The organism is Citrobacter europaeus, from assembly GCF_037482245.1.
Classification (GTDB): domain Bacteria; phylum Pseudomonadota; class Gammaproteobacteria; order Enterobacterales; family Enterobacteriaceae; genus Citrobacter; species Citrobacter europaeus.
This window is the reverse complement of record NZ_CP148084.1, coordinates 4,954,767-4,973,909: the sequence shown is the minus strand read 5'-3', so window position 1 is coordinate 4,973,909 and position 19,143 is coordinate 4,954,767. Positions and strand designations below refer to the sequence as shown.

13 protein-coding genes and 1 pseudogene are annotated in these 19,143 nt (G+C 51.2%); 5 read left to right on the top strand and 9 right to left on the bottom strand.

Going from position 1 to position 19,143, the window contains the following annotated elements:
* Positions 1 to 164 precede the first annotated feature (164 nt).
* Positions 165 to 2,951: a DNA polymerase I gene (gene polA, locus WHR59_RS23280; protein WP_338843487.1), complete on the top strand. Its 2,787-nt coding sequence runs from the start codon at positions 165 to 167 to the stop codon at positions 2,949 to 2,951.
* Between the two features lie 442 nt (positions 2,952 to 3,393).
* Here the strand turns inward: polA and yihA are convergent, their stop codons facing one another.
* Positions 3,394 to 4,026 (bottom strand): ribosome biogenesis GTP-binding protein YihA/YsxC, encoded by a 633-nt coding sequence (gene yihA, locus WHR59_RS23275; protein ID WP_072033416.1) that lies wholly within the window; start codon positions 4,024 to 4,026, stop codon positions 3,394 to 3,396.
* A 209-nt stretch (positions 4,027 to 4,235) separates the two neighbouring features.
* Here yihA and WHR59_RS23270 point away from each other — a divergent pair.
* The 3 genes and pseudogenes from WHR59_RS23270 (at position 4,236) to hemN (ending at position 6,662) form a co-directional block, all read left to right on the top strand.
* Positions 4,236 to 4,484 (top strand): annotated as a pseudogene (locus WHR59_RS23270) (hypothetical protein).
* Between the two features lie 106 nt (positions 4,485 to 4,590).
* Complete coding sequence (gene yihI, locus WHR59_RS23265; protein ID WP_240004100.1) at positions 4,591 to 5,100, top strand: Der GTPase-activating protein YihI; 510 nt, start codon at positions 4,591 to 4,593, stop codon at positions 5,098 to 5,100.
* A 188-nt stretch (positions 5,101 to 5,288) separates the two neighbouring features.
* Positions 5,289 to 6,662 carry an oxygen-independent coproporphyrinogen III oxidase gene (gene hemN / locus WHR59_RS23260; protein WP_075145421.1) on the top strand — a complete coding sequence of 458 codons (1,374 nt, stop codon included), beginning with the start codon at positions 5,289 to 5,291 and terminating at the stop codon, positions 6,660 to 6,662.
* Positions 6,663 to 6,750: 88 nt separating this feature from the next.
* Here hemN and WHR59_RS23255 read toward each other — a convergent pair whose 3' ends face one another.
* The 4 genes from WHR59_RS23255 to glnA form a co-directional block, all read right to left on the bottom strand.
* Positions 6,751 to 6,861 carry a YshB family small membrane protein gene (locus tag WHR59_RS23255; RefSeq protein WP_003028631.1) on the bottom strand — a complete coding sequence of 37 codons (111 nt, stop codon included), beginning with the start codon at positions 6,859 to 6,861 and terminating at the stop codon, positions 6,751 to 6,753.
* A 111-nt stretch (positions 6,862 to 6,972) separates the two neighbouring features.
* A complete protein-coding gene (gene glnG / locus WHR59_RS23250) occupies positions 6,973 to 8,382 on the bottom strand; it encodes a nitrogen regulation protein NR(I) (RefSeq protein ID WP_043018955.1) in 1,410 nt (469 codons plus the stop codon).
* 11 nt (positions 8,383 to 8,393) lie between these two features.
* Complete coding sequence (gene glnL / locus WHR59_RS23245) at positions 8,394 to 9,443, bottom strand: nitrogen regulation protein NR(II) (RefSeq protein WP_043018874.1); 1,050 nt, start codon at positions 9,441 to 9,443, stop codon at positions 8,394 to 8,396.
* A gap of 299 nt (positions 9,444 to 9,742) precedes the next feature.
* Positions 9,743 to 11,152 (bottom strand): glutamate--ammonia ligase, encoded by a 1,410-nt coding sequence (gene glnA, locus WHR59_RS23240; RefSeq protein ID WP_003028638.1) that lies wholly within the window; start codon positions 11,150 to 11,152, stop codon positions 9,743 to 9,745.
* A gap of 380 nt (positions 11,153 to 11,532) precedes the next feature.
* Here glnA and typA point away from each other — a divergent pair, with 380 nt between their 5' ends.
* Positions 11,533 to 13,356, top strand: a complete 1,824-nt coding sequence (gene typA, locus WHR59_RS23235) for a ribosome-dependent GTPase TypA (protein WP_008786988.1) — start codon at positions 11,533 to 11,535, stop codon at positions 13,354 to 13,356.
* A gap of 69 nt (positions 13,357 to 13,425) precedes the next feature.
* Here typA and ompL read toward each other — a convergent pair whose 3' ends face one another.
* The 4 genes from ompL to WHR59_RS23215 all read right to left on the bottom strand — a co-directional run bounded on the left by ompL (position 13,426) and on the right by WHR59_RS23215 (position 19,117).
* Positions 13,426 to 14,118: a porin OmpL gene (gene ompL / locus WHR59_RS23230; RefSeq protein WP_338843486.1), complete on the bottom strand. Its 693-nt coding sequence runs from the start codon at positions 14,116 to 14,118 to the stop codon at positions 13,426 to 13,428.
* Positions 14,119 to 14,184: 66 nt separating this feature from the next.
* On the bottom strand, positions 14,185 to 15,606 hold the full coding sequence (locus WHR59_RS23225) for an MFS transporter (protein ID WP_043018876.1): 1,422 nt from the start codon (positions 15,604 to 15,606) through the stop codon (positions 14,185 to 14,187).
* Between the two features lie 46 nt (positions 15,607 to 15,652).
* A complete protein-coding gene (locus WHR59_RS23220) occupies positions 15,653 to 17,035 on the bottom strand; it encodes an MFS transporter (protein ID WP_003825308.1) in 1,383 nt (460 codons plus the stop codon).
* A 45-nt stretch (positions 17,036 to 17,080) separates the two neighbouring features.
* Positions 17,081 to 19,117: an alpha-glucosidase gene (locus WHR59_RS23215; protein ID WP_200008473.1), complete on the bottom strand. Its 2,037-nt coding sequence runs from the start codon at positions 19,115 to 19,117 to the stop codon at positions 17,081 to 17,083.
* Between the last annotated feature and the right edge of the window lie 26 nt (positions 19,118 to 19,143).

Here is a 19,143-nt window from a genome sequence, read left to right as displayed (position 1 = left end):
TTTAAAGAACTGAAAATTATTTATTCACAAAGTTATCCACAGCCGTGTTTGCGAGCAAAGCAGAAGAACTGCAAAAGTTTTTCGACAAATGCGGCGAAAAACTCATGTTTTTATCCTGTCTGTGGCATCCTTTACCCATAATCTGATAAACAGGCACGGACATTATGGTTCAGATCCCAGAAAACCCCCTTATCCTTGTAGATGGCTCCTCTTACCTTTATCGCGCATACCATGCGTTCCCGCCGCTGACTAACAGTGCAGGGGAGCCTACTGGCGCGATGTATGGCGTGCTCAACATGCTGCGTAGCTTGATTCTGCAATATCAGCCGACCCATGCAGCGGTGGTATTCGACGCTAAGGGTAAAACCTTCCGTGATGAGTTATTCGAACACTACAAGTCGCACCGCCCACCTATGCCGGACGATCTGCGAGCGCAGATTGAACCCCTGCATGCGATGGTAAAAGCGATGGGGTTGCCACTGTTGGCCGTATCAGGCGTGGAGGCGGACGATGTTATCGGTACGCTGGCGCGGGAAGCAGAGAAGGTGGGTCGTCCGGTGCTGATTAGCACTGGCGATAAAGATATGGCTCAGTTAGTGACGCCGAATATCACCCTGATCAACACCATGACCAATACGATCCTCGGCCCGGATGAAGTGGTGAATAAGTACGGCGTCCCGCCGGAACTGATCATCGATTTCCTGGCGCTGATGGGGGACTCCTCAGATAACATTCCTGGCGTTCCAGGCGTAGGTGAAAAAACCGCGCAGGCTCTGCTGCAGGGGCTGGGTGGGCTGGATACCCTCTATGCTGAGTCAGACAAAATAGCGGGGCTGACTTTCCGTGGTGCGAAAACCATGGCGGGCAAACTTGAGCAGAATAAAGAGGTGGCGTACCTCTCCTATCAATTGGCTACTATCAAAACGGATGTTGAGCTGGAGTTGACCTGCGAGCAGCTGGAAGTCCGTCAACCGGCAGCAGAAGAACTGCTTGGCCTGTTTAAACAGTATGAATTCAAACGTTGGGTTACCGACGTTGAAGCGGGTAAATGGCCACAGGCGAAAGGAACGAAGCCGGCGGCAAAACTACAGGAAACACTCGTTGTCGATGAAACGCCTGAAGAGCCGGCTACGGTTCTTTCGTATGATAACTATGTGACGATTCTGGACGAAGCGACGCTGGAAGAGTGGATCGCGAAGCTAAAAAAAGCGCCTGTTTTTGCTTTCGATACTGAAACTGACAGTCTGGACAACATCTCCGCGAATCTGGTTGGCCTGTCTTTTGCCATTGAACCGGGTGTGGCTGCATATGTTCCTGTTGCCCACGATTACCTGGACGCCCCCGATCAAATCGCTCGTGACCGCGCGCTGGCGCTGCTGAAGCCGCTGCTGGAAGATGAGAACGCACACAAAGTCGGGCAAAACCTGAAGTACGATCGCGGTATTCTGGCGAACTATGGCATCGAGCTGCGCGGCATCACCTTTGATACCATGCTCGAATCCTACATTCTGAACAGCGTCGCTGGCCGACACGATATGGACAGCTTGTCTGACCGCTGGCTGAAACATAAAACCATCACCTTTGAAGAGATCGCCGGAAAGGGCAAAAACCAGCTGACCTTTAACCAGATAGCGCTGGAAGAAGCCGGTCGTTACGCTGCGGAAGATGCCGACGTTACGCTACAGCTGCATCTGAAGATGTGGCCGGAATTGCAGCAGCATAAAGGGCCGCTGAACGTCTTTGAAAATATCGATATGCCGCTGGTGCCGGTTTTGTCTCGCGTTGAGCGCAACGGTGTGAAAATCGATCCGGCAGTTCTGCACAAGCATTCAGAAGAGCTGACGCTGCGTTTGAACGAGCTGGAGCAAAAAGCACACGAGATCGCCGGAGAAGCGTTTAACCTCTCTTCCACCAAGCAACTTCAAACTATCCTGTTTGAAAAGCAGGGTATTAAGCCGCTGAAGAAAACCCCTGGTGGTGCGCCATCAACGTCGGAAGAGGTACTGGAAGAGCTCGCGCTGGATTACCCGTTGCCGAAAGTCATCCTGGAATATCGTGGCTTAGCAAAACTGAAGTCAACCTATACGGACAAGCTTCCGTTGATGATTAACAAGAAAACCGGGCGCGTGCACACCTCCTATCATCAGGCGGTTACCGCTACCGGGCGCTTGTCTTCAACGGACCCAAATCTGCAGAACATCCCGGTACGAAATGACGAAGGTCGTCGTATTCGTCAGGCATTCATTGCGCCAGAAGACTATGTGATTGTCTCTGCGGACTACTCGCAGATTGAATTGCGCATCATGGCGCATCTCTCACGTGATAAAGGCCTGCTTACCGCGTTTGCCGAAGGGAAAGATATTCACCGTGCAACGGCGGCGGAAGTTTTTGGCTTACCGCTGGATTCCGTGACCAGTGAACAACGCCGCAGCGCGAAAGCCATTAACTTCGGTCTGATCTACGGGATGAGTGCCTTTGGTCTGGCGCGCCAGTTGAATATTCCGCGTAAAGAAGCGCAGAAGTACATGGACCTCTACTTTGAACGCTACCCTGGCGTGCTGGAATATATGGAACGAACTCGTGCGCAGGCGAAAGAGCAAGGTTATGTAGAGACGCTGGAAGGGCGTCGTCTTTATTTACCGGATATTAAATCCAGTAATGGCGCTCGTCGCGCAGGTGCCGAGCGTGCGGCAATTAACGCCCCGATGCAGGGTACAGCCGCAGACATTATCAAACGCGCCATGATAGCGGTGGATGGATGGCTGCAAACCGAGCACCCGCGCGTGCGCATGATTATGCAGGTACACGATGAACTGGTGTTTGAAGTGCATAAAGATGACCTGGAAAGCGTCTCTAAAAAGATCCACCAACTGATGGAAAATGAGACCCAGATTGACGTGCCGTTGCTGGTGGAAGTCGGTAGTGGTGAAAACTGGGATCAGGCGCACTAAGGGTTTACTGAATAACGCCCCTTTTTCGTAACTAAGCAACATAAGATAGAACTTTTTGTGATGTTCATTAGAATTCCCTATGTAAGGAATGAAAAAAAATTACAAAAAGTGCTTTCTGAGCTGCTCAAAAAAGAGTAAAGTTATTCACGTAGGGTACAGAGGTAAGATGTTCTATCTTTCAGACCTTTTACTTCACGTAATCGGATTTGGCTGAATATTTTAGCCGCCCCAGTCAGTAATGACTGGGGCGTTTTTTATTTTGCTCGTCATACTTCAAGCTGCATACGCGTTGGCTTCCTCACTCACCCCAGTCACTTACTGATGTAAGCTCCTGGGGATTCGCTGTGTCGCCGCCTTTATGCAACTCGAATTATTTAGAGCAAAAATAAAGATCTGTAGGCCGGATAAGACGCGCAGCGGCGCCATCCGGCAATACGGTGGGTTATTCTCCGTCCTGTATCTCTTCAACCGGTGCCAGTTCACTAAACCAGCTATCCAGCTTCTGCCGTAGTTTGTCCACACCCAGCTTTTTCAGTGATGAAAATGCTTCTACCTGCACATCACCATTAAATGCCAGTACGGCTTCACGCACCATATTCAACTGGGCTTTGCGCGCACCGCTGGCCAACTTATCTGCTTTAGTCAGCAGTACCAGAACCTGAACGTTGCTCTCAACTGCCCACAGGATCATCTGTTGATCGAGATCTTTTAGCGGGTGACGAATATCCATAAGCACCACCAGACCTTGCAGGCTCTGTCGTTTTTCCAGATATTCAGCCAGCGCGCGCTGCCATTTGCGCTTCATCTCTTCCGGAACTTCGGCATAACCGTATCCTGGCAAATCGACCAGGCGTTTGCCGTCAACGACTTCAAACAGGTTGATAAGCTGAGTACGACCCGGCGTTTTAGATGTACGCGCCAGACCTTTTTGATTCGTCAGGGTATTTAGCGCACTGGATTTGCCTGCGTTGGAACGGCCAGCAAAAGCCACTTCTATTCCGGTATCGGAAGGTAGGTGGCGAATATCAGGCGCACTCATCACAAAGTGCGTCTGTTGATAATTCAAGTTAGTCAAAGCAGTCCTCTCCATCAATCAGGGCTTTGCAGCGATTATACCTGAACCCCAGCAAAAGGCTGGTTTTTCGACGAGTGGGCTGTGTAAGTAAAAACCTCGCACTTTGTGAGACATTGCCGATAGTTTCTATACGAGATGACAGAGTAAAAAATGACGGAACTAAAACAAATCATAGAGTTACATTAGGGTGCTATTCTTAAAATCCGAAATTGTTACCCAGGTTACTTGTACGTTTAAACCAAAACGGTAAAGTAGTGTCCATAGCGAGGAAGCTGACAGGATAGTCGACTCAGGATGAGGGTCAGGAGCGCCAGGAGGCGAAGACACAGGATTGTCAGGAAGACAAACGTCCGGAGACGTTAGTAAAAGGAAATGGAAACAACACGGAATGTTTCAGGCTAAAGGAAAAACAGGGTGTGTTGATAGCCAACAGGGAATGTAGAGCCCGTAAGGGTTGAGAGTCAGGAAAAAAGGCGACAGATTACTCTGTCGCCTTTTTTCTTTATTTCTGCTAGATTCCGGCGCAATTATATACTGAATAAATACAGCCAAAGACGAATCATGATGAAACCAACTTCTACACCACGCGGTAAAGGTCCTGCAAAAGCGCGTCGTAAAACACGCGAAGAAATTAACCAGGAAGCTCGCGACCGTAAGCGCCAGAAAAAACACCGTGGTCATGCGGCGGGTAGCCGTGCGTCCGGTAGCGAAGGCGCATCTGGTGGCGGAAACAAAAATAAGCAAAAAGATCCTCGTATTGGCAGCAAAAACCCCATTCCATTAGGCGTGACCGAAAAAGTCACCAAACAGCACAAACCGAAGAGTGAGAAACCTATGCTTTCACCACAGGCTGAGTTGGATTTACTGGAAACGGATGAGCGCCTGGATGCGCTGCTGGAGCGCCTTGAAGCAGGAGAAATCCTGAGCGCGGAAGATCAGACCTGGGTTGATGCCAAGCTGGACCGCATCGATGAACTGATGCAAAAGCTGGGTCTTTCTTACGATGACGAGGAAGAAGAGGAAGAGGAAGAAAAACAGGAAGACATGATGCGCCTGCTGAAAGGCGGCAACTAACGGTTTTACACCGTGGGTCTTCCCGTCCTGCTTATAACCCTTCCGGTTATATGTTATCTGGTGTGGTTATTCGTTAAACTACAGCGGTTGTCGCGGCGACAGAAGTGGCTGCGCAACCGACTTATCACCCGTAGTGGGGTTAAGTCGGTACGCCGTACCCGCCAGAGACGCCATCGGAAGGAGTGAGCATGTCAGAGCAGTTAATAGACTGGGACCTGGCCCTGATCCAGAAATATAACTATTCCGGGCCACGATATACCTCGTACCCGACCGCGCTGGAGTTTTCTGAAGACTACGGCACTGAAGCATTTCTAAAGGCTGTGGCGCGTTATCCTGAGCGTCCGCTCTCGCTGTACGTTCATATCCCGTTCTGCCATAAACTGTGCTACTTCTGCGGTTGCAACAAGATTGTGACGCGCCAGCAGCATAAAGCCGATCAATACCTCGATGCCCTGGAACAAGAAATCATTCATCGCGCTCCTCTGTTCGCCGGACGCCATGTCAGCCAGTTGCACTGGGGCGGCGGCACGCCAACGTATCTGAATAAAGCGCAAATCAGCCGTTTAATGTCGTTGCTGCGTGGCAACTTCAACTTCAACGACGATGCCGAAATCTCGATCGAAGTGGATCCGCGTGAAATTGAGCTGGATGTGCTCGATCATTTACGTGCTGAAGGTTTTAACCGCCTGAGCATGGGGGTACAGGACTTCAACAAAGAAGTTCAGCGCCTGGTGAACCGTGAGCAGGATGAGGAGTTTATCTTTGCGCTGCTGAATCATGCGCGGGAGATTGGTTTTACCTCAACAAATATCGATCTGATTTATGGCCTGCCAAAACAGACGCCGGAAAGTTTTGCCTTTACCCTGAAACGCGTGGCTGAGTTGAATCCAGACCGTCTTAGCGTCTTTAACTACGCGCACCTGCCAACGCTGTTTGCCGCTCAGCGTAAGATTAAAGATGCCGACCTGCCCAGCGCGCAGCAGAAACTGGATATCTTGCAGGAGACCATCTCGTCACTGACCGAAACCGGTTATCAGTTTATTGGTATGGATCATTTTGCCCGCCCGGATGACGAACTGGCCATTGCACAACGCGAGGGTGTTCTGCATCGCAATTTCCAGGGCTATACCACCCAGGGGGATACCGATCTGCTGGGGATGGGCGTATCGGCCATCAGTATGATTGGCGACAACTACGCGCAGAACCAGAAAGAGCTGAAGCACTATTACCAGCAGGTAGACGAGCAGGGGGACGCGCTGTGGCGCGGAATCGCCCTGACCCGCGACGACTGCATTCGTCGGGATGTTATTAAGCTCCTGATCTGCAACTTCCGCCTCGACTATGCCGCCGTGGAACAGCAATGGGACCTGAACTTTGCTGACTATTTTGCCGAAGATCTGAAACTGCTGGCGCCGTTGGCGAAAGATGGGCTGGTGGATGTGAATGAGAAGGGAATTCAGGTTACGCCTAAGGGCCGCCTGCTGATCCGTAATATTTGCATGTGCTTCGATGCGTATCTGCGTCAGAAAGCGCGGATGCAGCAATTCTCGCGCGTCATTTAACCGGGTTGCCCGGTGGCGCTTCGCTTACCGGGCCTACCAAAATCTCACTACGTAGGCCGGTTAAGCGAAACGCCACCCGACAAACCCGCTAGCTGAACAGCCCAACCAGCGCCGCACACAGCACTGCGGCAACCGCAGTTTGTGGCGTATGGCTTTCGACTGCACCGCTCGACAGCAGATTAATCATTGATTCCAGCATGATAACTTCCCCCGTTTGCCGGGCACGATCATACTTAACTCATCGGAACAGTAAAGCGCAAAATAGCAGCAATTTGCGCTTAATAATCAATCTTTACACAGTGACGATTTGTCACTCCATACCGAGTTCTTTTAACTTCCGCGTCAAGGTATTACGCCCCCAACCGAGCAGTCGTGCAGCTTCCTGTTTATGCCCTTGGGTATGGCGTAGCGCGGTGGTTAACAGCGTACGCTCCAACTCTGGTTGCGCCTCAGAAAGCAGGTTTTGATGACCGGAACGTAATGCCCTATCCGCCCACTGTGCCAACAGGGTTGCCCAACTGTCTGGTTGCATATGTGACGGTGCGTCAGGCACGGTGGTTTCAAACAGCTCGGTTGGTAAGTCCTGAATCAGTACTTCCTGTCCGGCGGCCATGACGGTTAACCAGCGACAGGTGTTTTCAAGCTGACGCACGTTTCCAGGCCAGGCCAGACGGGTGAGTGCCGCCTCGGTTTCCGGGTGTAATTGCTTGGCTTCTACTCCCAGTTCGCGGGCGGCCTCCTGCAGGAAATGACGCGCCAGGCGTGGGATATCTTCCCGACGTTCGCGCAGTGGCGGCAGATGTACCCGAATGACGTTCAGGCGATGGAATAAGTCCTCACGAAATTTGCCTTCCTGTACGCGCAGTTCAAGGTTTTGGTGCGTGGCGGCGATAATGCGCACATCCACTTTCACCGGTGCGTAACCACCCACGCGGTAAAACTGTCCATCGGCTAATACCCGCAATAAACGCGTTTGTACGTCCAGCGGCATATCGCCTATTTCATCGAGGAACAGCGTACCGCCGTCTGCCTGTTCAAAGCGGCCCTGACGAATCGTATTCGCCCCGGTAAACGCGCCTTTCTCGTGACCAAACAGTTCAGACTCGATCAAATCTTTCGGAATAGCCGCCATGTTCAGCGCGATAAACGGCGCTTTGACGCGCGGGCTATGACGGTGCAACGCATGGGCGACCAGCTCTTTACCGGTCCCTGACTCTCCGTTTATCAATACGCTGATTGAAGACCGGGACAGGCGACCAATAATGCGAAAGACGTCCTGCATTGCCGGCGCTTCGCCGATGATGTCGGTTGTTGGGCCGTTGATCTGAACATTACGCGGCTGCTGCTGTTCCTGATAATGGCTGATGGCGCGTTCGACCAGCGCCACGGCTTCATCAATATCAAAAGGTTTGGGCAGATAATCAAACGCCCCTTGCTGATAGGCGCTGACGGCGGCATCCAGATCGGAGTGCGCGGTCATTATGATGACCGGAAGCATCGGATGCCGTTGTTTAATCTGTTTTAACAGCGTCAGACCGTCCATGCCCGGCATGCGAATATCCGACAACAGCACATCCGGCGTTTTGCTGGCCAGCGCGTCCAGCACCTCTTTACCGCTTTCAAATGTTGTGCAGCTTAGTCCTGCCCCTGCGAGCGCACGTTCAAGCACCCAACGGATGGAACTATCGTCATCAACTACCCAGACTATTCCTCGTTGCATAAACGTCACCTTTATTTCCTGATAGGCAGGTAAACCGAGAACTCGGTATGACCCGGCCAACTGGTAAATTCAATTTTGCCGGAATGTTGATCAATCAAATTACGGGCGATGGATAAGCCAAGGCCAGTACCGCCCTCGCGACCGCTGACCATTGGGTAGAACAGCGTGTCCTGTAAATGCGAGGGGATACCCGGACCGTTATCCTCAACATCAATCCGTGCCGCCAGGCGATAACGCATGCCGTGCAGCGTGAGCTGAAACGCGGTGCGGGTACGCAGAACGATCTCACCGCCTTCTGGTCCTAGCGCCTGCAAAGCGTTACGCACGATGTTTAACAGAACCTGCTCTATCTGGTCCGGATCGTGCAGTAATTCCGGCAGACTCGGATCGTAATCCCGGATCAGCGTGACGTTTTCCGGTAGCTCCATTGAGACCAGCGCCACCACGCGCTCCGCCACTTTGTGAATACTCTCTGTGACGTGCATACCCGGCTGTTGTGGCCCCAGCAGACGGTCGACCAGATTACGCAGGCGGTCGGCCTGCTCAATAATGACTTTGGTATATTCGGTCAGCGCCGGGTCCGGAAGCGCTTTACTGAGAAGTTGCGCCGCGCCGCGCAATCCACCCAGCGGGTTTTTAATTTCGTGTGCCAGGCCGCGCACCAGATCGCGGGCGGCAATCTGCTGGGCGTGCTGGAGCTGTTCCTGGCTCAGACGGCGCTGGTTATCCATTGGCGCCATCTCCAGCAAGATAAGGCCATCAGGCAGCCTCTGAGCGGTCACAGAGAGGATATGTGAGTGGCTGTCTATCACCAGCGTCACTTCGTTATCCGTAAAGCCCTGGCCTGCTTCCAGGCTCTCTCGCATCAGCCCGATGTTCAAGGAGAAATAACTCAACAGATCGGGAAGCGGAGTACCAAACAGTTTGCGGGAGCTTTGGGCGAGCAGCTGTTGCGCTGCCGGGTTGGCGTAATGTACCGCCAGCTCATCGTCGACGAGTAAGATGCTGTTGATTAAAGAATTGAGGATCTGCCCAGCATCGGGCAGCGTGCCGGTTGCCATTCAGCAGTCTCCTGAAAAGTGTTGCACCAATTTAGTGCATTATAGCTTTTTACATCAAAAAAGCGCGAAAAAGCAGGTTGTTAGTGGAGAAAAAAGCCCATCCAGAGATGGGCTAAAAGTTCCACGGCAACTAAAACCTTCGTCTTTCTCCCTACCGCTGTGTTGGCTGCTTTCGCTCACCCCAGTCACTTACTTATGTAAGCTCCCGGGGATTCACTCAATTGCCGCCTTGCTGTAGCAAGAAATCCATTGGTTATTACATCCTCTGCACGTTTTTATGTGAGAGTGTAAAAGTTAAATTAAACGCTGTAGTACAGCTCAAACTCTACCGGGTGCGGAGTCATGCGCACGCGGTCATCTTCTTCGCGACGCAGCGTAATGTAAGCATCGATCGCTTCATTGGTGAACACGCCGCCTGCTGTCAGGAACTCACGGTCCAGATCCAGTTCTTTCAGTGCTTCTTCCAGAGAACCAGCAACCTGTGGGATCTCTTTTGCTTCTTCCGGCGGCAGGTCGTACAGGTTTTTGTCCATCGCTTCGCCCGGGTGGATCTTGTTCTTAATACCGTCAAGACCAGCCATCAGCAGCGCTGCGAAGCACAGGTACGGGTTAGCAGCCGGGTCCGGGAAACGCACTTCGATACGACGCGCTTTCGGAGAAGCAACAACCGGAATACGGATAGAAGCAGAACGGTTACGGGCAGAGTAAGCCAGCATTACCGGCGCTTCGTAGCCTGGGACCAGACGCTTGTAGGAGTTAGTGGTCGGGTTCGCCAGGGCGTTGATCGCTTTAGCGTGTTTGATTACGCCGCCGATGTAGAACAGCGCCTGCTCAGACAGACCCGCATACTTGTCACCGGAGAACAGGTTTACGCCGTTCTTGGACAGAGACATGTGGCAGTGCATGCCGGAACCGTTATCGCCGAACATTGGTTTTGGCATAAAGGTCGCGGTTTTACCGAAACGGTGAGCGACGTTGTGAACGACATATTTGTAGATCTGAATCTCATCCGCTTTTTTGGTCATGGTGTTGAAGCGGGTTGCGATTTCGTTCTGGCCAGCGGTAGCAACTTCGTGGTGATGCGCTTCAACGACCAGGCCCATCTCTTCCATGATCAGACACATGGTAGAACGGATGTCCTGAGAAGAATCTACCGGAGGAACCGGGAAGTAACCGCCTTTCACGCCAGGGCGGTGACCTTTGTTACCACCTTCGTATTTGGTGGAGGAGTTCCATGCGCCTTCGATGTCATCAATAGCCACATGGGAACCGGAAATAGACGCGCCGAAACGGATGTCGTCAAACAGGAAGAATTCTGGCTCTGGTCCGAACAGAACGGTGTCTGCGATGCCGGTAGAGCGCAGATACTCTTCAGCGCGTTTAGCGATGGAGCGCGGATCGCGGTCGTAGCCCTGCAGCGTACCTGGTTCCAGGATATCGCAACGGATGATCAAGGTAGACTCTTCATAGAACGGGTCGATGAGTGCAGTAGACGCATCTGGCATCAGAACCATGTCTGATTCGTTAATGCCTTTCCAGCCACCGATTGAGGAGCCGTCAAACATTTTGCCTTCTTCAAAGAATTCGGCATTTACCTGATGAGCAGGAATAGTGACGTGCTGTTCTTTACCTTTGGTATCAGTGAAGCGTAAATCAACAAACTTCACTTCGTGTTCGTTCAGCATCGTCAAAACGTGTTCAGCGGACATACTTACTCTCCCGGATTGGTCATGGTCGTCGTGGTAACGAAGTCTTCAATTCTGCAAAAAATTGGCCGTGTCGCCGTAAAAAATATAAAGCGAAATCTGTGCCAACTTTTAAATTGCCCCTAAAAGGCGTTATCATGCGCACTATCGTGCAAAGGGGCTGCACCATGAAGGTAGTATTGCACCATTATAGTGCTTTAATGTGAACATTAAGCACCATATTGGTGCAAAGCATGTCAGATTACCCCTTTTAACGCTCCGTGAATGTGATCACAAAGAAACTCTGCAATACTTGTTTGCGGAGGATGTTTGTGATCCTGTTTTGTACTGCGATTAATCCGTGTACAATAACGCGCTATTTCTAAAATGCCTGAGGCAAAGTTGTGATCGAAAATTTGCGTAACATCGCCATCATCGCGCACGTAGACCATGGTAAAACGACCCTGGTAGACAAGCTGCTCCAACAATCCGGTACGTTCGATGCACGTGCTGAAACCCAAGAGCGCGTGATGGACTCCAACGATTTGGAGAAAGAGCGTGGGATTACCATCCTCGCTAAAAACACCGCTATCAAATGGAATGACTACCGTATCAACATCGTTGATACCCCGGGGCACGCCGACTTCGGTGGTGAAGTTGAACGTGTAATGTCCATGGTCGACTCCGTGCTGCTGGTGGTGGATGCAATGGACGGTCCGATGCCGCAGACGCGCTTCGTGACCAAAAAAGCCTTTGCCCATGGCCTGAAGCCAATTGTTGTTATCAACAAAGTTGACCGTCCTGGCGCGCGTCCTGACTGGGTTGTTGATCAGGTATTCGACCTGTTCGTTAACCTCGACGCTACCGACGAGCAGCTGGACTTCCCGATCGTTTACGCTTCCGCGCTGAACGGTATCGCAGGTCTGGATCACGAAGACATGGCTGAAGACATGACTCCGCTGTATCAGACCATCGTTGATCGCGTACCGGCTCCGAGCGTAGACCTTGATGGCCCGCTGCAGATGCAAATCTCTCAGTTGGACTACAACAACTACGTTGGCGTAATCGGCATCGGTCGTATCAAACGCGGTAAAGTTAAACCGAACCAGCAGATCACTATCATTGATAGCGAAGGCAAAACCCGTAACGGTAAAGTCGGTAAAGTTCTGACTCATCTGGGTCTGGAACGTATTGAGAGTGATATTGCCGAAGCAGGCGATATCATCGCGATCACCGGTCTGGGCGAACTGAACATCTCCGACACCATCTGCGACCCGCAGAATGTCGAAGCGCTGCCGGCTCTGTCCGTTGATGAACCGACCGTAACCATGTTCTTCTGCGTAAACACCTCTCCGTTCTGTGGTAAAGAAGGTAAATATGTTACCTCTCGTCAGATCCTTGACCGCCTGAACAAAGAGCTGGTGCACAACGTTGCCCTGCGCGTTGAAGAAACCGAAGATGCGGATGCGTTCCGTGTATCTGGTCGTGGTGAGCTGCACCTGTCTGTTCTGATCGAAAACATGCGTCGTGAAGGTTTCGAAATGGCGGTTTCCCGTCCGAAAGTAATCTTCCGCGAAATCGATGGCCGTAAACAAGAGCCGTTCGAAAACGTAACGCTGGACGTCGAAGAGCAGCATCAGGGGTCTGTCATGCAGGCTCTGGGTGAGCGTAAAGGCGACCTGAAAAACATGAATCCAGATGGCAAAGGCCGCGTACGTCTTGACTACGTGATCCCAAGCCGTGGTCTGATCGGCTTCCGTTCAGAATTCATGACCATGACTTCCGGTACCGGTCTGCTGTACTCCACCTTCAGCCACTACGACGACGTTCGTGCGGGTGATGTGGGTCAGCGTCAGAACGGCGTTCTGATCTCCAACGGCCAGGGTAAAGCAGTTGCGTTCGCACTGTTCAGCCTGCAGGACCGCGGTAAGCTGTTCCTGGGTCACGGTGCAGAAGTTTACGAAGGCCAGATCATCGGTATTCACAGCCGCTCTAACGACCTGACTGTAAACTGCCTGACTGGTAAGAAACTGACCAACATGCGTGCGTCTGGTACTGACGAAGCAACGGTTCTGGTTCCACCGGTTAAGATGACTCTGGAGCAGGCTCTGGAATTCATCGATGACGACGAACTGGTAGAAGTTACCCCAACTTCTATCCGTATCCGTAAGCGTCACCTGACTGAAAACGATCGTCGCCGTGCAATGCGTGGCGCGAAAGAAGAGTAATTAACGCTCTTCCTCAGGTAAGTATAAAAAAGCCGCTGATTTCAGCGGCTTTTTTTATCATCAGGAGGATCAGAAGAAATACTTTGCCCCGACACGAATCTGGTTTTGCTCACGATGATAGGGCTCAACATTGCGATCTAACCAGCGTAATTCCAGATAGGGCAGCCAGTGTTCATTAATACGATACTTAAAGGTATTAGTAATTTCCCAGTGATGATCTTTTCCATTGTTGCTATTGAAGTCATTGACGCGCATAAAATAGTGCGGTTCAAAGGTGTAGGAGAATTTATCGGTAATGGTAAAGTTCCAGTAGTTACCGATTTCATAGGTGTCATTATTATCCAGATCACCATTTAAATCGGTTGAACTGTAGTTATTATGGTTATATCGATTCCGCACGGTAAGATTAAACCACGGGGTAAATTTATAGTTAACATCCAGATAAGCCGCGCCACCAGAACCCGTACTCTTATCGTTTATCAATCCACCGGGCTGAATAGTTAATTTATCCGTTGGTTTAAATAAAGGATACCAACCTTCTATTTCGTTATAGCCGTGTTTTAACTCATCCTTGCGTTGCATAGTATAGGTGTTAGTGAGCATGATACCCGCGCCCATATCGGAGTTATAACCGACACGCAGCATGACTTCCATTTGGTCGGACGCCAGATTATATGCTTCGCGGTTTTCTACATAGACTCCAGCAAAAGCAGAGGTTGACACCACAGAGGATAGGAGAATTATTGTCGTTAATTTTTTCATGATAAATCCATTTTTTAAGCGTAGGGAGGCCGCCATCCATTGGGATGGAATAGGCGGCTATTATTTTTATACTTTTACAGCAGAGGTATTCTTTTTATTGGTAATAGGGTCCGGTTGGATGTTGTTTTTCTTCCGTTGGCTGATTTCCTCAATAATAAAAGCAAAACGTGTTTCGTTAAGTTTATAAAAGAAGCCCATCGTGAGTGCTGCAATAATCGCAAGACCGCAGGGCCAGAGAAAAATAAGCTGACGCAAACCGAGCAGGGTGGCATCGCTCTGGGCTATGTTAGGGATATAACCGATTTGCGTCAGCATGATGCCCGGCAGGAAGCCTGCGAGCGCAGCAGATATTTTGCGAGAAAAGGTATAACCCGTATACACCGAGCCTTCCGCGCGGATCCCTGTTTTCCATTCGCCATAATCGACCGTATCCGGAACCAGCGCCCAGTTCAGGCTGTTGACAAAAGCGGTTCCGAAGAAGGCCATACAGGAGAACGTCACGAATAAGAATGATGTACCGCCCCAGAAAAAGTTCAGCACATCACCGATAGCCCATAGTGCCAGACCGCCGAGATAAACCTGTTTTTTACCGAAGCGTTTTACAGCCGTGGGAACCAGCAAGACCCCAACCAGAATGCATCCCATGCTGAAGAAACCCATCCACGACAGCAGATGTATATCGTTGAGTACGTACTGGGTGTAATACACCTGAATCGCCAGCTTAATGTTGAATGCCGCCAGCGTGCATAGGTTGGCAACACATAGCACCAGTAGTGGAGGGTTACGGAAAATGGCGCAGAACGATTTGAGAATACTGGGTTTATGGTGATCCGGCACGATTTCGATATAGCGTTCTTTCACACCGCTAAAGCACCACCACATACTGAACAGTCCGCAGACAGAGAAGAGCAGTGCGGCAATCAGATAACCCAGCGAAGGCGAACTGACAAATAGAGCCTGAATTGGCATAAATCCAACGGTACACAGTAAGAGACCTACGGTAGCGCCGCCCTGACGCCAGGCAGCGAGCTGAGCGCGTTCATGCGGGTTTTTAGTGATCGCAGGCACCATCGCGCCGTAGGAGCAGTTCATCAGGCTATAGAACAGACCGAACAGCATAAACAACACCGTTGCCAGTCCGGTTTTCACCGTTAGCGTAAAATCAGTCGCTAAAAACTGCGCGCTGGCAACGACTGCGACAGGAAACGACGCATACAAAATAAAGGGCCTGAATTTCCCTTTTGCGCCAATGTTACGCCTTGAGTCCAGCAATACACCGGTTAACATATCAGTGAAGGCGGTGAAGAACTTCGCCACCAAAAAGATAATCCCACCGTAATACGCCGGCATCCCTAGTTCATCGGTATAAAATTTAAGCAGATACAGCGTACCGATACACAGCATCAAATTTGAGCCGAAGTCACCCACTCCGTAGGCGAATTTTTCACGCAGGCTCAGTTTTAGCGTTAGCGGATCATGAAAAGACATAATCGCTCCTCAATAGCGCTCCGTAGAGCGCTATTCGTTATTATTATCAAACGGGTTGTTTACGTGCTTCTATCTCTTCAACGATGCGGACATACATCTTCTCGTTAAGATTGTAGAAACAGCCCATAGCTACAATGGTGATTACCGCCAATGCGCAGGGATAGATAAAGATCAACTGGCGCAAACCTTCGACTGTACTTGCAGACTGCACCACGTTGGGGACGTAGCCGATTTGCGTCAGCATCCAGCCAGGGAAGAAGCCAGCCAGCGCTTGTGACACTTTACGAAAGAAGGTGAAACCGGTGTATACCGTACCTTCAGAGCGTACGCCGGTACGCCATTCGCCATATTCCACCGTGTCCGAGACCAGTGCCCAGTTCAGGCTGTTAACGAATGCTGAGCCGAAGAACGCCAGGCACGAGAAAGCGACAAAGCTGACGGAACCGCCGCCAAAGAAGTAGTTAAGCAGATCGCCCGCGACCCAAATCAACAAACCGCCTATGTAGACCTTTTTCTTGCCGAAACGTCTGACCATTCCCGGCATCAAGAAGACGCCGATGAAGATACAACCCATGCTGAAAAAGCCCATCCAGGAAAGGAGGATCGGGTCGTTCAGTACGTACTGGGTGTAATAGACCTGAATCGCCAGCTTGACGTTAAACGCGCCAAGTGTGCAAAGGTTGGCAACGCACAGAATAAACAGCGGGCGGTTACCTGCGATGGCGCGGAAGGATTGCAGTAATCCCGGTTTTTGCGCGGCATCAACGGGTTTCACTTCCACGTAGCGTTCTTTTACCCCGGCATAGCAGAGCCACATAAACAGCAGACCAAACAAAGAAAATAACGTGGCGGCGAAGATATAACCCAGTTGCGAGTTGCCTTCGATCAGGTTCATTACTGGAACAAAGCCGACGGTACACAGCAACAAACCAAGGGTTGCACCACCTTGCCGCCAGGCGGCCAGCGATGCGCGTTCGTCAGGATTTTTCGTAATAGCGGGAACCATCGCACCATAAGAGCAGTTCATCATGCTGAAGAACAATCCGTACAGCATAAACAGCACCGTTGCCATGACCGTTTTACCGGTTACTTCAAACGGTGTACCGACAAAATTGGCAATTGCCAGCAAGGTAACCGGAAATGCGGCATATAAAACGAACGGACGGAATTTACCTTTCGGACCGATTTTGCGGCGCGAATCGAGCATAATTCCGGTGCCCATATCGGTAAATGCGGTAAAAAATTTGGCGATAAGGAATATGATACCGCCATAAGTTCCTGGTAAACCAAGGACATCGGTGTAAAACTTGAGTAAATAGAGCGTACCAATGTCCAGAAGGATATTGGAACCTAAATCACCCATCCCATAGGCGAGTTTTTCTTTGAACGGCAAGCGTAGGGTTGCCGGATTAGAGGAAGTCTGACTCATTATTATTCTCCATGTGCCCGCGAGTTTACCCGCGGGCGAGCCGCATTAGATGTTGCGTAAGGTGGCAAACAGTGACGCCCATTCACTCTTCGCGCGATAAAACACCGGAGGCTTGCCAATAGGCGCATCTACGGTAATTTCTCCGCCCTGAGAAGTTTCCCCAGTCCAGACGTTTACCCAGCTATCCTCCGGCAGATACAGCGTCCAGTTTTGCTGACCTTGTTCGTGAACCGGCGCAACCAGCAAATCCTGCCCCAGCAGGTACTGATATTTCAGGGTATAGGTCCGCGCATCGTCTTCGTAATGCAGGAACAGCGGGCGCATCACCGGCAGACCAGTAGCGCTGTTTTGCGCGACCGCCTGTTTGAGATACGGTTTCAGGGTGGTAAAGACGGTGGTCATACGGGCAAAGTGGGCGATGGTTTCTGCATCACCATCAAACTGCCAGTTATCGCCAGGGCGGTTACCTTCGTGGGTGCGCATCATTGGCGTGAAGGCGCTAAAATCACACCAGCGCAGCAGTAGCTCTTTGCTGCGTTTCATGTCAAACAGGGTGGTGTAACCGCCGATATCGCTGTGGTGCAGACCGTGGCCGGTCATCGCCAGCGACAGCGCCGCAGGAACGACGGAAGCCAGACCATCGTCGAGGCTCCAGTCAACGTTCTGATCGCCTGCCCACATCATGGTGGAGTATTTCTGGCTGCCGGTGTAGCCCGCACGCATAAAGAACAGGATCTCGCCGAGTTTGCCGGTCTCCTGTAACGCTTCGTAGTTACATTTCGCCCACAACGCGGGCCAGGCGTTATGCATAATTTCAGCGCTGACGCCGTTGTGCAGATACGTATCGGTCGGCAGGTATTCGCCAAAGTCGGCCATCCAACCGCCGCAGCCCAGTTCAATCATGTTCTTTTTGATGACTTCTTTAAACCAGGTGTAGGCTTCGGGGTTGGTCAGATCGACCACGCCGCCGTAAAATTCACCAAACTCAACCAGATAGTCAGCGCCAGAGGCGTCTTTCGCCAGATAGCCATGTGCAGCGGCTTCGGCACAGAGATCTTTATCGCTGGCGACGTACGGGTTGATGTAGGAGAGAAACTGCACGCCTTCTTCTTTCCACTGCTTAATACGGCTATCCAACTGCGGATAGTTGTCGCTGTTCCACTTCCAGTTCCACATCACGCGCTTGCCAAAAGAAGTCATGCGGATCCCGGACCAATCCTGCGCCCAGATGCCGTTTACTTTCACGCCTGCGTTACGCATAGTGTCCAGTTTGTTCTGGCAAATCTCAGTACCGCCCTGAATACCGAGCGTGACGCCATCGTAGATCCAGTCCGGTAGCTCTGGCTGGCGTCCTAGCAGTGCAGTCAGTTTTTCCAGCAAAGAGATGTAGGTGTCTGCGCATTCAAAGCGAAGAGTGGTTTTATCCTCCCACAATGCCAGTTCGTGGTACTCCGGCGCGCTGAAGTCGAAATTCATATAGCAGCTGTTATCCACGTGGCAGTAGTATTTCTGCGTACTGACAAAGGTCGGCTGCGGGAAGAAGGTCCAGTAGTAGTCACCGCCGGCATTTTCTTTACAGTCTGCCTGCCAGGTGACATAGCTGTTTTTGTTACGGCCCACGCCCTGTTCGCTGGTCCACAGTGGGAATGGCTTTCCGCGCAAATCGAAGTAAGAGAATTGTTCGCCGCAGCCGTAAATATGATCGTCCGCCCTGGCGGCCAGGCGCAGCCAGATACGGTTATGGCTGAGATCCTCGTTGTGCAGATCCAGCTTCAGGCGTCCCTGTTCATCGGTGGAGATGTGCAGCGTGGCGTTGATGGTATTACCGCGGCTGAAATCTACCCGCCAGCCTTCAGGCGACTCGCTTACCGTGGCGTCGGTCAGAGCAATCTTCTCATTGAGCTTGTCTTTAATGCTGAAGTTGCCGCGAAACATGTCAATGTCGGCAACGCCAGCGCCGATCCACAGGCAGGGGAGTTCTGTGCTGTGACGCAAAATCAGGCGCTGGTGGTATGTTAAAGCAAATCCATCAGGTAATGATGTGAGTTCTAAGGCGGTTGACCGTTGTTGTAGCGAATTCATTATCGTCTCCGTAAACATAGGGTAAT